Annotated in this window: 15 protein-coding genes; 8 read left to right on the top strand and 7 right to left on the bottom strand. The window is 72.1% G+C overall.

Going from position 1 to position 12,255, the window contains the following annotated elements:
* Positions 1-6: 6 nt before the first annotated feature.
* Both AC5L3X_RS25970 and AC5L3X_RS25965 read left to right on the top strand, forming a co-directional pair.
* The gene (locus tag AC5L3X_RS25970) at positions 7-753 is read left to right on the top strand and encodes an ABC transporter ATP-binding protein (RefSeq protein WP_494860287.1); all 747 of its coding nucleotides are present in this window, start codon (positions 7-9) and stop codon (positions 751-753) included.
* A gap of 5 nt (positions 754-758) precedes the next feature.
* Positions 759-2,627 carry an ABC transporter permease gene (locus tag AC5L3X_RS25965; protein WP_494860286.1) on the top strand — a complete coding sequence of 623 codons (1,869 nt, stop codon included), beginning with the start codon at positions 759-761 and terminating at the stop codon, positions 2,625-2,627.
* A gap of 135 nt (positions 2,628-2,762) precedes the next feature.
* On the opposite strand, the gene AC5L3X_RS25960 is transcribed toward AC5L3X_RS25965, so the two are convergent.
* Entirely contained in the window at positions 2,763-3,695 is a 933-nt protein-coding gene (locus AC5L3X_RS25960) for an NADP-dependent oxidoreductase (RefSeq protein WP_494860285.1), read from the bottom strand.
* Between the two features lie 123 nt (positions 3,696-3,818).
* Here AC5L3X_RS25960 and AC5L3X_RS25955 point away from each other — a divergent pair, with 123 nt between their 5' ends.
* Positions 3,819-4,262, top strand: a complete 444-nt coding sequence (locus tag AC5L3X_RS25955) for a winged helix-turn-helix transcriptional regulator (RefSeq protein ID WP_494860284.1) — start codon at positions 3,819-3,821, stop codon at positions 4,260-4,262.
* A 126-nt stretch (positions 4,263-4,388) separates the two neighbouring features.
* Here AC5L3X_RS25955 and AC5L3X_RS25950 read toward each other — a convergent pair whose 3' ends face one another.
* On the bottom strand, positions 4,389-5,000 hold the full coding sequence (locus tag AC5L3X_RS25950) for a histidine phosphatase family protein (protein ID WP_494860283.1): 612 nt from the start codon (positions 4,998-5,000) through the stop codon (positions 4,389-4,391).
* A gap of 82 nt (positions 5,001-5,082) precedes the next feature.
* Positions 5,083-6,315 carry a PEP/pyruvate-binding domain-containing protein gene (locus tag AC5L3X_RS25945; protein ID WP_494860282.1) on the bottom strand — a complete coding sequence of 411 codons (1,233 nt, stop codon included), beginning with the start codon at positions 6,313-6,315 and terminating at the stop codon, positions 5,083-5,085.
* A gap of 71 nt (positions 6,316-6,386) precedes the next feature.
* Between AC5L3X_RS25945 and AC5L3X_RS25940 the strand changes: the two genes are divergently transcribed.
* Both AC5L3X_RS25940 and AC5L3X_RS25935 read left to right on the top strand, forming a co-directional pair.
* Positions 6,387-6,782: a DNA-binding protein gene (locus AC5L3X_RS25940; protein WP_494860281.1), complete on the top strand. Its 396-nt coding sequence runs from the start codon at positions 6,387-6,389 to the stop codon at positions 6,780-6,782.
* Entirely contained in the window at positions 6,779-7,414 is a 636-nt protein-coding gene (locus AC5L3X_RS25935; protein ID WP_494860279.1) for a transcriptional regulator, read from the top strand. Before AC5L3X_RS25940 ends, AC5L3X_RS25935 begins: the two co-directional genes overlap by 4 nt.
* A gap of 64 nt (positions 7,415-7,478) precedes the next feature.
* Here the strand turns inward: AC5L3X_RS25935 and AC5L3X_RS25930 are convergent, their stop codons facing one another.
* The 4 genes from AC5L3X_RS25930 to AC5L3X_RS25915 form a co-directional block, all read right to left on the bottom strand.
* Positions 7,479-8,069, bottom strand: coding sequence for an HD domain-containing protein (locus tag AC5L3X_RS25930; RefSeq protein ID WP_494860278.1), 591 nt, complete (start codon positions 8,067-8,069; stop codon positions 7,479-7,481).
* A 285-nt stretch (positions 8,070-8,354) separates the two neighbouring features.
* A complete protein-coding gene (locus AC5L3X_RS25925; RefSeq protein WP_494860502.1) occupies positions 8,355-8,798 on the bottom strand; it encodes a zinc-binding dehydrogenase in 444 nt (147 codons plus the stop codon).
* Positions 8,799-8,891: 93 nt separating this feature from the next.
* Complete coding sequence (locus tag AC5L3X_RS25920) at positions 8,892-9,278, bottom strand: alcohol dehydrogenase catalytic domain-containing protein (protein ID WP_494860277.1); 387 nt, start codon at positions 9,276-9,278, stop codon at positions 8,892-8,894.
* A gap of 90 nt (positions 9,279-9,368) precedes the next feature.
* Positions 9,369-10,367, bottom strand: coding sequence for an SDR family NAD(P)-dependent oxidoreductase (locus AC5L3X_RS25915; RefSeq protein ID WP_494860275.1), 999 nt, complete (start codon positions 10,365-10,367; stop codon positions 9,369-9,371).
* Positions 10,368-10,448: 81 nt separating this feature from the next.
* Between AC5L3X_RS25915 and AC5L3X_RS25910 the strand changes: the two genes are divergently transcribed.
* From AC5L3X_RS25910 to AC5L3X_RS25900, 3 genes are all read left to right on the top strand, one after another.
* Positions 10,449-11,051, top strand: a complete 603-nt coding sequence (locus AC5L3X_RS25910) for a TetR/AcrR family transcriptional regulator (RefSeq protein WP_494860274.1) — start codon at positions 10,449-10,451, stop codon at positions 11,049-11,051.
* Positions 11,052-11,246: 195 nt separating this feature from the next.
* Positions 11,247-11,426, top strand: coding sequence for a hypothetical protein (locus AC5L3X_RS25905; RefSeq protein ID WP_494860272.1), 180 nt, complete (start codon positions 11,247-11,249; stop codon positions 11,424-11,426).
* Positions 11,423-12,232: an SGNH/GDSL hydrolase family protein gene (locus tag AC5L3X_RS25900; RefSeq protein WP_494860270.1), complete on the top strand. Its 810-nt coding sequence runs from the start codon at positions 11,423-11,425 to the stop codon at positions 12,230-12,232. Before AC5L3X_RS25905 ends, AC5L3X_RS25900 begins: the two co-directional genes overlap by 4 nt.
* Positions 12,233-12,255 lie beyond the last annotated feature (23 nt).

The following is a 12,255-nucleotide window of genomic DNA, read 5'->3' as shown; positions in this document are numbered from 1 at the left end:
TGGATCGTGAGCGATACCGCCGACACGCCCGTGCTGAGCGCACGCGGGTTGCGGAAGGAGTACGGAAAGGGGGAAGGGCTGGTACGCGCCGTCGACGGCGTCGATCTGGACATCGGCGCGGGAGAGACGGTGGCGATCACGGGGCCCAGCGGCTGCGGGAAGTCCACGCTGCTGCACCTGCTCGGCGGGCTGGACCGGCCCTCGGGCGGCGAGGTGTCACTGAACGGCCGGCGCATCGACGACATCAGTGAGAAGGCCCTGTCTAGGATGCGGCGGACCGACGTCGGCTACGTCTTCCAGTCCTTCCACCTGATGGAGGAGCTCACCGCCGTCGAGAACGTCGAACTGTCGGCGCTGCTCGCCGGCCGCTCGCCGCGGGCCGCCCGGCGGCGCGCGGAGGAGCTGCTGGACCAGCTCGGGCTCGCCGGCCGGTCGCGCTTCCTGCCCTCGGCGCTCTCCGGCGGCCAGCGGCAGCGGGTAGCGGTCGCCCGGGCGCTCAGCAACGAGCCGCTGGTCGTCCTCGCGGACGAACCGACCGGCAACCTGGACAGCGCCGCCACCCTGGACGTCCTTCAGCTCTTCAAGGACCTGCACGAGGCCGGGCAGACGCTGGTCATCGTCACGCACGACGCGCGGATCGCGGCCACCACGGACCGGACGTTCACGATGCGCGACGGCGCGCTCGTGGACGAAACCTGGCCGACCGGCGGCACCACCGGGCGGCTCGGCGCGCTCGCCGGACTGGAGGACTGACCGGAATGGGCCGCATCCTCCTCGTGGTCCGCCTGGCGCTGCGCGACCTCCGGCGGCGTCGCACCGAGGCCGTGCTTCTGCTGATCGCCATCCTGACCGCCACCACGACGCTGACGCTCGCGCTCGTGCTGCGCGACGCGGCCGGAGACCCGTACGAGAGCACCCGGGCGGTGACCAAGGGGCCCGACGTGGTCGCGAACGTCCAGTCCACCGGGCTCGACCACCTCGATCAACTGGCCACCGCCTCCGGCGTCACCGAGCACAGCGGACCGTACCCCGTCATCGCGGGGAAGCTCATCGCGGGGAAGCTCTTCGCGGGAAAGATCGAGGCGTCCGGCCGGACGTCGGACGCGCAGGTCGAAGGGCGCGACGCCACTGTCGCGTCGGTCGACCAGCCGGAGGTGACGAAGGGCGGCTGGGTCAGCGACGGCGGCGTGGTGGTCGAGGCCGCCTTCGCCGACTCGCTCGACGTGGGCGTCGGTGAGTCGGTGGTCCTGAACGGCAGGTCGTTCGAGGTCGTCGGCGTCGCGGTCACCGCCGCCATGCCGCCCTATCCCGGTGGGTCCTGCATCGTCTCCGCCGGCTGCGTCAACGGTGCCATCCCCGACGACCGGGACCTGCCGCCGGGGTTGCTGCACAATCCCGGGCTGGTCTGGCTCACCCAGGCGGATGTACGGAGCCTCGCCTCGGACGGAGGCTCCCTGTCGTACGTGATGAACCTGAAGCTGGCCGACCCGGACGAAGCCCAGGCGTTCGTCGACCGGAACGGCGGCGAACACGGCGGCGTCATGTCCATGCGGACCTGGCAGAGCATCCTGGCCGACGCCACCGAACTGGCCCAGGACTCCCAGATCCTGCTGCTGATCGGCGCCTGGCTGCTCGGCCTGCTCGCCGTGGCCAGTCTGTCGGTGCTGGTGGGCGGCAGGATGGCCGACCAGACCCGACGCGTCGGACTCCTCAAGGCAGTCGGCGCCACCCCGGGCCTGGTCGCTGCCGTGCTGCTCGCGCGGTATCTCCTCGTGGCCGTCGTCGCGGCCGGGGCCGGGCTGACGATCGGAGCGCTGACCGCTCCGTTGCTCACCGAGTCCAGCGCCGGGCTCGTCGGCAGCGCGGGGACGGCGTCGCTGACCTGGTCCACGATCGGTCTGGTCACCGCCGTGGCCCTCGGCGTCGCGGTGGTGGCGACCGCGGTTCCGGCCGTGCGCGCGGCCCGCTCCAGCACCGTCAGCGCGCTGGCCGACGCGGCACGCCCACCGCGCCGCACCGGTTGGCTGATCGCCGTCTCGGCGCGACTGCCCGTCCCGCTGCTTCTTGCTTTGCGGGTCGCCGCCCGCCGGCCGCGACGGGTGACGCTGGGTGTGGTCAGCATCGCGGTCACGGTCAGCGGGCTCTACGTCCTGCTGGTGCTCAACGCCTTCCTCGGCGACCAGCCGAGCACCGGGGCGTACACCGAAGCCCAGGTGGCGGTGCTGCGGCAGGTGCTGCTCGTCTGGACGGTGATCCTGCTCTCCCTCGCGGCGGTCAACGCCATCGTCATCACCTGGGCGACGGTGCTCGACAACCGGCATGCGTCGGCGCTGGCGCGCGCCCTCGGCGCGACCCCGCGGGAGGTGAGCGGCGCCCTGGCGGCCGCGCAGGTGCTGCCCGCGCTCCTCGGTGCCGTCCTCGGTGTCTTTCCGGGAGGCTGGGCGCTGTTCGCCGCCATCGTCACGATCACCGGCGGCGACAGCGACAAGGCCACGCTTCCCGCCCTCTGGCAGCTGACCGCCATGGCGCTGGCAACCGTGCTCGTGGTGGCGGCGCTCACCTCCGTTCCCGCCTACCTCGGTGGCCGCCGTCCCGTGACCGAGACCCTGTCGGCTTCCCGGTCCTGAAGGACTAAGCTCGCAGTTCCTGGCCGTCGGTGGCTTCCATTACGCCGCTTCCGGCCCGCACCGGCGAGCACGGCGAGCCGGTCTCGCCGACCAGGACCGGGACCTGGTGGACCCGGGTGTATGCCGTCGCCGCGGTCAGGGCGTGAGCACGAAGCGACCGCGCACCCCGCCCTTGGCCATGGCCCGGTGGGTGTCGGCGACCTGGTCCAGCGGCACGACCGCCTGCACCCGGGCCGGCAACTCGCCGGACGCGGTGCGGGCGAGCAGGCCGCTCAATCGAGGGCCGTCGGGGTGGGTCACCACGACGGCCACGGTGATCCCCCGCTCAGAGGTCGGCACGGCGTTCGGCCGGACGCCGACGAACGCGCCGCCGTCTCGGACCAGGGCAAGGCCCGCTCCCTGCAACGCCGCGCCGTCGGCGACCGCGTCCCAGCCCGGCTCGGCGTGCGTGGTGAAGCCGACGCCGAGGCCGCGGACGAACTCCTCGTCCTCGGCTCTGGCCAGACCGGTCACCTGCCAGCCGCGGTCGGGCGCGAGCGCGGCGACGTAGCCCCCGACCGCGCCGGCCGCGCCGGTCACCAGCAGCCGGTTGCCGTCGGATGGCGCGTCGCCGAGCAGGTCGAGGATCTGGGCGGCGGCCAGCCCGTTGAGCGGCACCGTCGACGCCGCCGCCAGGTCCAGCCCGTCGGGAACGACGGCGAGACTGGCGACCGCCACGACGAGCTGCTCGGCGTAGGTGCCGAAGTCGCGGTCGAAGCCGTCCACCAGGCCGGCGACCCGGGTGCCGGGCGCCATGTCCACACCGAGGCCGGCGGCGACGACGGTGCCGGCGAATTCCCAGCCCAGGCCGGTGTGCTCGGGCTGGTCGATCAACCCCGAGGCGTGGAAGAAGCCGCTCGCGACCCCGAGATCGACGGGGTTGACCGGCGCGGCGGCGATCTCCACCCGCACCTCGCCGGGCCCGGGCTCGACGACGGGCACGTCGATGATCTCGATCGAGTCGGGTCCACTCGGGGTGCGGACAACGGCCGTCCGGAAGGTGGCGGTACGGGGCGTGGGAGTGTTCACGGGTTCGCTCCTGGTGGCTTGTGTTCGGCGGTTGCCTTGCACCACTGTGGGATGGGTAACTCCCCAACGGGAAGTGGGCACTTCGAAGTGCGTAGGTCACCCCTCGGTAGGAAGGAGCGGTCGATGCCGACGATGACGGCGGCCCAGAAGCGGGCACAGGCTCGGGCGGATTACGACGCGTTCCTGGCGGGCTGCCCCAGCCGCCAGCTACTCGCCCGGATCTCCGACAAGTGGATCGCGCTGATCCTGGCCGCCCTCGGCGGCGACGGCCCGCACCCCTCCGGGGACGACAGCGCCGTCAAGCCGCGGGCGATGCGCTACTCCGAGCTGTCCCGACGGCTCGCCGGGGTCAGTCAGAAGATGCTCACCCAGACGCTGCGCTCCCTCGAACGCGACGGCCTGGTCACCCGCACCGTGACGCCGACCGTGCCCGTCACGGTCACCTACGAGCTGACCGAGCTCGGTCTCTCGCTCCACCACATGATGCGCGGCATCAAGGAGTGGGCCGAGACGCACATGAACGAAGTGCTCGCCAATCGCGAGGAGTACGACACTCGCACCGCCTGAACACCGACGACCAACGCGACAGGACCTCGCCCACACTCGCCACCGGGTGCCGGCCGTGGTCGTGCCCGAGGCCTGAGCGCACGCGATCACGCGCCAGACGCCCGAGCCCCGGTCGGCACGGCCGCCTCATGGCCTCGTGCCGTCGGGGAACCCGGTCCAGCGCAGGTCGGCCGGAAGGTGGCTCATGTCGTTGAACATGACGAGCGTCGGCGGCAGACCGGCGCGGTGGTCGATGACCGTCAGGGCGGCGTTGGCGCTGTTCAGGCCGAGCCACCGGGAGGGCGGCGCGTCCAGAGCGTGCCGCACCAGCCACGCGATCTGGTAGGCGTGCGTCACCAGAACCTCGTGAGTGTCGCGCCGGGTGCCTGTCGCGGTCTTGGGGGACTCCGCGAACCGGGCGACCAGGGCCGCGGCGAGCTTCTGGCCCGAGGCCGCCTCGGCGGCGTCGTAGCCGTCGAAGAAGCCTGCCCAGGACGGGGGTGTCTCGGCAGCCTGGGGAACGTAGGGCAGGTGGTCGATGAGTTCCTCGGCCTCGAAGACGGGCGCGTTCCGCAGGTGCCGGGCGAGTTCGTGCGCGCTGGCCGCGGCGCGCGGTAGCGGAGAGTGCCACACGGCGTCGACCGGCAGGCCGGCGAGCCGTTCGCCCAGCAGGCCCGCCTGCCGGCGACCGATGTCGGTAAGGTTCCCGAACGCGTCGGCGGCGCCGTGGCGCGCCAGGTAGAGGTGTCGCGTGGTCATGAGCGGCTGGGGCGCGTGCCCGTGTGGGCCGCTCCCCGTCTCCTTTCGGTCCATGGGTGACGCGGGCGTGAGTGCGGATCGGTCACGCATCGGCCGCCGTGACGGTGCCGGTGGTGCCGTCGATGGTGATGGTGCTGTCGTCGTGGAGTCTGCTCGTCGCGTTGGGGACGCCGAGGACCGCGGGGATGCCGTGCTCGCGAGCGACGATCGCGGCGTGGGAGAGCACGCCTCCGGTCTCGGTGATGACGCCGGCCGCGATGCGCAGCAGCGGTGTCCAGGCGGGGTCGGTGAAGGGGCAGACGATGATGTCGCCGGGGTGCGCGCGCGTGAAGTCGCGGGGACCGCGGATGATCCTCGCGGTGCCGGTCACGACCCCGTGGCTGCCGGGTGTTCCGGTCAGCGTGGGCGCGGCGGCCGGGGCGTGGCCGGCGGGCGAAGGCCACGCCGGGGGAGCGGCGGTGACCGGCCGTGCCTGCAGGATCCAGGCGCCGCCATCGGCGATCGCCCACTCGACGTCCTGAGGCCCGTCACGTACGGTGGCGATTTTCTTGCCCAGCTCGGCGAGCAGCCCGGCGGTCGCGTCGTCGAGTGCCGGCCGGTCGCGGGCATGGTCGGGCACGGCGGAGGTGACGAGTCGCCCGCCACGCCGGTCGAGGCGGGTCCGTTTGCGCGCGAGCGTGCGGGTGACCGAGCCGTCCCCGGCGACGCGGTAGGCGTCAGGGGTGACGGTGCCGCCGACGACGCTGGGGCCGAGCCCCCAGGACGCCTCGATGCGGGTCACGTCGTGCGGGTCCGCGGGGGTGAACATGACCCCGGACACCTCGGCGTCCAGATGGCGTTGCACGAGCACGGCCATGACGAGATCGTCGACGGGCCGGCCGCCGCGGCCGGAGGCATCCCGGTAGTCGATGGCGCGCGAAGTGAACAGCGAGGCCCAGCAGGCGCGTACGGCGTCGATGACCGCGCCGACCCCGCGCACGGCGAGAAAGCTGTCGTGCTGCCCGGCCGCCGACGTCTGGCCGGTGTCCTCGTCCGCGGCGGACGATCTCACCGCGACGGGCGGATCGCCGAGTTCGCCGAGCACGCGTCCGAGCGCGTCGATCAGAAGGTCATCGACCGGGCGGGCCTCGATCGCCCGCCGCACGGCGTCGAGCCGGTCCGGCCGGCCGGCGAGCCGCTCGAAGCCCAGGTCGAGGAGGGCGGCGCGGTAAGCGGCGAACGGCACCACGAAACCGTCGGGAACCGGTAGTCCCGCGCGAAGCAGCGCGCCGAGCGCACCGGCCTTGCCGCCGCAGGTATCGGCGGCAGCCGACATGAGGGGTACGATCATCCGCTACCTATCAACGATAGATTGACAACAATTTATTGATTGTGGATCATGTGACCATGTCACGCAAGCACGACCTCACCCAGGCCGGACGCGCCGACCACGTCCAGGCCAGGCGCGAGCACGACGCGAGCGACCGCCTTCTGCGCCTGGGCGCGGGGGCGCTCGACGCCCGCCCGTGGCGCCCCTCTCCGGCGCCGCCGTCGGCGGTCGACCTCGTCCAGTTCGCCGTCTGGCGCAACGCCGACCTGGATCCGGAGGACGTCCTGAGCGCGCTGAGCCTCCTGCCCGCCGCGCACGCCGAAGTCGAAGGACTCGAGTCCGCCCTGCTGTTCATCGCCCGCAGCGCCGGGCTGACCTGGGCCCAGATGGCGAACGCGATGGGGTTCAACTCCCCGCAGGCGTGCCAGCAGCACTTCAACCGCCTGACGGCGCGGCAGGACGCCGGCTCATGACGCGCGACTCCCTGCCCGGCCTGCTGGTCCTGCACGCCGTGCGCGTCCTCGGGTTCGCGGACACCCCGGTGGCCGCGCAGCGGTACGGGCTCGATGCGGCCGAGACCGAAGAGTTGCTGCGCGACGCCGAGGCGCGCGGCTGGGTCTCGTACACCGCCTTCGCCGGCACCGCGGGCTGGTCGCTGACCGAACGGGGCCGGGCCGAGAACGAGCGCCTGCTCGCGGCCGAGCTCGCCCGCGTCGGCGGCGCCGACGAGGTCCGCGACGTCCACCGCGAGTTCCTCCCGCTGAACGCCCTGCTGCTACGGGCCTGCACCGACTGGCAACTCCGGCCCACCGCCGGCGACCGGCTCACCGCCAACGACCACCGCGATCCTGCCTGGGACGCCCGGGTCCTACGCGAGCTCGGCGACATCTCCCGCGCGCTCACGCCACTGGCCGACCGGCTCGGGAGCGTCCTGACCCGGTTGCGCGGATACGACACCCGATTCACCGCGGCCCTGGCGCGAGCGCGCGCCGGGGAGAACGCCTGGGTGGACCGCACCGACGTCGACTCCTGCCATCGCGTCTGGTTCCAGCTCCACGAAGACCTCATCGCCACGCTCGGCCTCGACCGGCACGCGCACTCTTGACCTGCTCGCGGACGTTCCCGAAGGCGTCCGGGCAGATGGACGGCCGAGTTCGCGGACTCGCGGGTCAGGCGGGTGGGCGGCCTTCGAGAGGGTTGGCGGCGACCCGTCCCGCGACGTCGTTCCTGACCGATGCGGCGGCGGCGCTGTCCGGTTTGCGTCTCGCCTGGTCCTCGAAACACGCCAGGAACCGCGCGCCGAATCCCAGCCGGGGATAGCGGGCGAGCATCCGCGCCCTGGCGTCCGGCGAGAACTCCTCCGGCCGCCGGCCGACCACCTCCCAGCTGGTGGCGACCTGCAGCAGGTGGGACTCGGGGTCGGTAGCCGGGGACACGTCGTCACGCATGTGCAGCTTGATGATCTCGGCGACTCTGGCGGCCCGCTCTGCCGGCCAGCCGGCCGCCACGCCGAAGACCCAGGCTAGCTGCCCTCCCGCCTCCTCGAACGGCAGCCGATGGCTGTCGAAGGCCTCCGTCAGCCCGATGTCGTGGAGCAGCGCCGAGACGTGGTAGAGCTCGTCATCGAAGGCGATCCCGTGCGCTGTGCCGTACATCGCTCCCCACAGGTAGGAGCGGACGCAGTGGTTGAACAGCGCGGGCGGGTAGAAACGCGTGGCCACCGACAGCGCCGCCGCGGCGGCGGGAGTCTCCGGAAACATGAGTCCAGCCTTCCCTGATGGTTCTACCTTGGCGGGTCGTCGACCTTGAGCTCGTCTCCCGCGTTGGAGACGAAGACGACCTCTCCTATACTGCTCGGACCTTTCAGGCGAACCGGGTGATCGCGAGGCGTCTCGGGTTCCGTCGGTCAGGAGGAGTGATGATGAGGATGTCCAGGCATCTCGGAGCCTAACCACCGGCGATTTCAAGCCTCCGTGATGGTCTGCTCAAATACAGCCGAGCCGAGCCGAGCCGAGCCGATACGACGTCGCCGGCGACTGAGCCGGCTAGTCGCCTTCCGTGACCCGGATGATCGTCTTGCCGGGGGTGCGCTGGGCGGGCGCGAACGCGGCGGGCGTCTCGGCGCGCGTTCGCACGGCCCCGACGATCGGGCGGAGCCGTCCGTCCCGGACCCGCCGTGCCAGGTCCGCCAGCCGGGCACGATCGGATTCGACGACGAAGAAGATCGCCTGCCCGTCACGGGGCCGGACCGTAGGTGGCGAGACGATGGTGACCAGCGTGCCGCCGGCGCGCACCAGCGCGGCCGAGCGGTCCAGGATGTCACCGCCGATCACGTCGAACACCACGTCGACCTGACCGGCATCCTCAAGGTGATCGGCCTGCAGGTCCACGAAGGCGTCCGCGCCGAGGCCGAGTGCTGTGTCCCTGTCGCCGGCCCTGCCGGTGCCGATCACCCGGGCTCCCGCCTCGCGTGCGAGCTGCGCCGCGATGGAACCAACACCGCCCGCGATGCCGTGGACCAGGACGGTCTGGCCGGCGGCCAGACGGCCGTGGTCGAACAGGCCCTGCCACGCGGTCAGCCCTCAGATCGGCAGTGCGGCGGGCACGGCGTGGTCGACGCCGGCCGGCAGCGGCGCGAGGTTGCGGGCCTCCACCGCCACGTACTCGGCCAGCGAGCCGTTGCGGGTCCAGTCGGTCAGCCCGAACACCCGCTGACCAACGGTCAGGCCGGTTGTCCCGTATCCCAGCTCGGCGACGGTACCCGACACCTCATGCCCGGGCACGCTGGGCGTGCGGTCACGGCCGGCGCGATCGGACCACGTCGCCGGCCAGTCGAGCTCTCCGGGAGTGAACCCTGCGGCATGCACCCGGACGACGACGTCGTTCTCGGCGGCATGCGGGTACGGCTCTTCCGTCAGGGAAAGCCCGGCCAGACCGGCGGCGCGGTCTCGAACGGTGATGGCTCGCATGACGGGTCCTCACTCGTGACGGAGATGGCGAACAGGACGAACGTACAGACGTCCTTCCCCGAACGGGTCCCCGTCACGATGTGGCGCGCGTCATGCGGAGGCTGTGCCGGACTGCCCGCTCTGGTCCAGCAGGGTGTTGATCATCTCCTGGAGTTCGGCGCGTCCAGTGGTGCCGAGCGCGCCGGACAGGGCCTGGGCGAGCTTGTCGAACGGGTCGTCCATCGGCAGCTCTTTCACCTTCGCGGCCAGCTCCGCCACGCTCCACGGCCCGTCCTTGTGGATGTGGCCACCGAGGGACCAGCCTTGGTTGACCGCGACCGTACCGCCCCGCACCGACAGCACCTGGCCGGTGAGCGGGCAGGCTGGACCGGCGAGATAGGCGGCGACCGGCGCGCACGCGGCCGGGTGGAGGGGGTCGAACCCGGTCGCCGGTGGTGCCTGACTCATGCCGGGGACGCCGAGGGTGAGCCTGGTGCGCGCCATCGACGGCGAGATGCAATTGACCCGAACGCCGTAACGGCCCAGTTCGAGGGCGGCCACGACGGTCAGCGCCGCGACTCCGGCGTTGCCCGCCGCGTAGGAGACCTGCGTGGGCAGCGGGTTGAGCAGTCCGGAGCCGGAGGAGGTGTTGACGACGGCGCGGTCGGCGCGGACGCCCGCCTGGTATCGGTCGCGCCAGTGGCGGGCCGCCCAGCGGGTCACCGCGAAGGTGCCCTTGAGCTTGACGGCCAGGACGTCGTCGAAGTCCTCCTCCGACAGGTCGGTCAGGCCGAGGTTCCGTTCGATGGTCGCGTTGTTGACCACTACGTGCAGGTCGCCGAAGGTTCGCAGGGCCGTCTCCACCATGCGGCGGGCGCCGTCCCAGTCGGCGACGCCGTCGGTGTTGGCCACGGCGTGGCCGCCACGCGCGGTGATCTCCTCGACGACGTCCGCCGCCACGCCGGCGTCGCCGCCCGTGCCGTCGATGGCGACGCCGGGGTCGTTGACGACGACCTTGGCGCCCTCGGCGGCGAAGAACAACGCCTCCTCCCGCCCGATGCCGCGTCCTGCTCCGGTGATGAGGACGACTCGTCCGTCCAGGCTTCTCATGCTGACCACCCTTCAATTGCTACAGTCACTGTAACAATACATTGTATGCACTAGTGCAGGCTCTAAAGTAAACTGGCGCACATGGTGGAGAAACTGGGACTGCGGGAGCGGAAGAAGCAGCGCACCCGGCAGGCGCTGATCGAGGCGGCGGTGCGCCTGTTCGACGACAGGGGCTACGACCAGGTGACCGTGGCCGAGATCGCCGACGCGGCGGAGGTGTCTCCCCGCACCTTCTTCCTCCACTTCCAGACCAAGGAGGACGTGCTCTTGGCCAACGCCGACGTGCGCGTCGACCTGGCGCTACAGGTGATCGCCGAGCGCCACGCCGGGGAGCCGCTGTCCGAGGTGCTGGTGCGGGCGATGGACCGAATGATCGCCGACACCTGGGACCGCGACCTGTCCAGCGGGCTCGCCGCGCTGCGGGCCCGGCTGGCGGCCTCGGTGCCGGCGCTGCAGACCCGGCTGCTGCAGCGCTACCTCACCGCGCAGGCCGAGTTGGCCCAGGCGCTGCAGCGGGCATTCCCCGCCAGGCTCGACGCGATCACCGCCTCCGCTCTCGTCGGCGCGATGGTGGGCGCGGTCAGCGCCGCCGCGCTGACCGCGCTGGAGCGCGGCGACGGTCCCGACGAGGCACGGGACGCCATGCGGCAGGCCATGGCCTTGGTGGCGCGATCCGTCGCCTGACGGATGATCGCGGTCGACAGCGTCCCTGGCGCGAACGCCTCGTTTCCCGGTTATCCGGCGGATCGGGAGGGCGATGGCCCCGGTCGGCGTGCCCAGTTATAGTCATATCCATGACTATTCACCTTTATGAGTACCGTTAGCCGATGGCCCTCCGGCACGCGGTGCTGGCGGCGCTGCTCGACGGCGAGTACAGAGGTGCACGCCGTCGACCTCCTCAACCCCGCGCCGGTGATCGAGCAGCTGCATGACCGGGCCATGGAGGCCGCCGCCAAGCTGGAGGTCTTCGAGCTGGAGCGCGAGACCCGCGCGTGGTGCCTGGAGACGGCGCGGACGCTCGGCGAGCGCATGGCCCGCACCGGAAGGGAGACCCCATGACCGTCTACACGCGCTACGTCGCGCTCGGCGACAGCCAGACCGAGGGCCTCGGCGACGGCGACGACGTCACCGGCCACCGCGGCTGGGCCGACCGCCTCGCCGAGCACCTGGCCGGCGCCAACCCCGATCTCCTGTACGCCAACCTCGCGGTCCGCGGCCGGCTCGCGGGCCAGATCCGCGCCGAGCAACTGGCCCCCGCGCTGGCGCTGCGCCCCGATCTGGCCACGGTCATGGCGGGCATGAACGACCTCATCCGCCCCGGCTGCGAGCCCGTGGCTGTGGCGGAGGTACTGGAGGAGATGTACGCCGCCCTCACCGAGTCGGGCGCACACGTGGTTACCGTGACTTTTCCGGATATTGGGAAGATCGCCCCGATGGCCCGTCCGCTCCGGCCCAAGGTGCTCGACCTCAACGCCCGCATCCGCGGCGCCGCGGCCCGCCACGGGGTCACGGTGGTGGACACGTTCGCGATGGAGTTCGTCACCGACGCGCGCATGTGGGGCACGGACCGGCTGCACGCGAGCCCGGCGGGGCACGCCCGCATCGCCGCCGCCATAGCCCACTCCCTCGGCCTGCCCGGCAGCGACGACACGTGGATGCTGCCCTTCCCGTCCCTGCCTGCGGCGGCGGCGTGGCGGGTGGCGGCGGCTGAGCTGCGCTGGTTGGCCACCTTCGCGGGCCCGTGGATCGGCCGCCGTATCCGCGGCCGCTCCTCGGGCGACGGCCGCACGGCCAAGCGCCCGGAGCTCACGCCGTGGACCCCGCCGTCCGCGAGCGTGCCGGCTCCTCACCCCCACGACTCTTGACCAGGTGCCAGGAGCACAGGGGC

The sequence above is a fragment of the Nonomuraea sp. CX421 genome (genome assembly GCF_059358955.1).
Note: the sequence above shows the minus strand (reverse complement) of the source record. Positions and strands in the feature narration are given on the sequence as shown.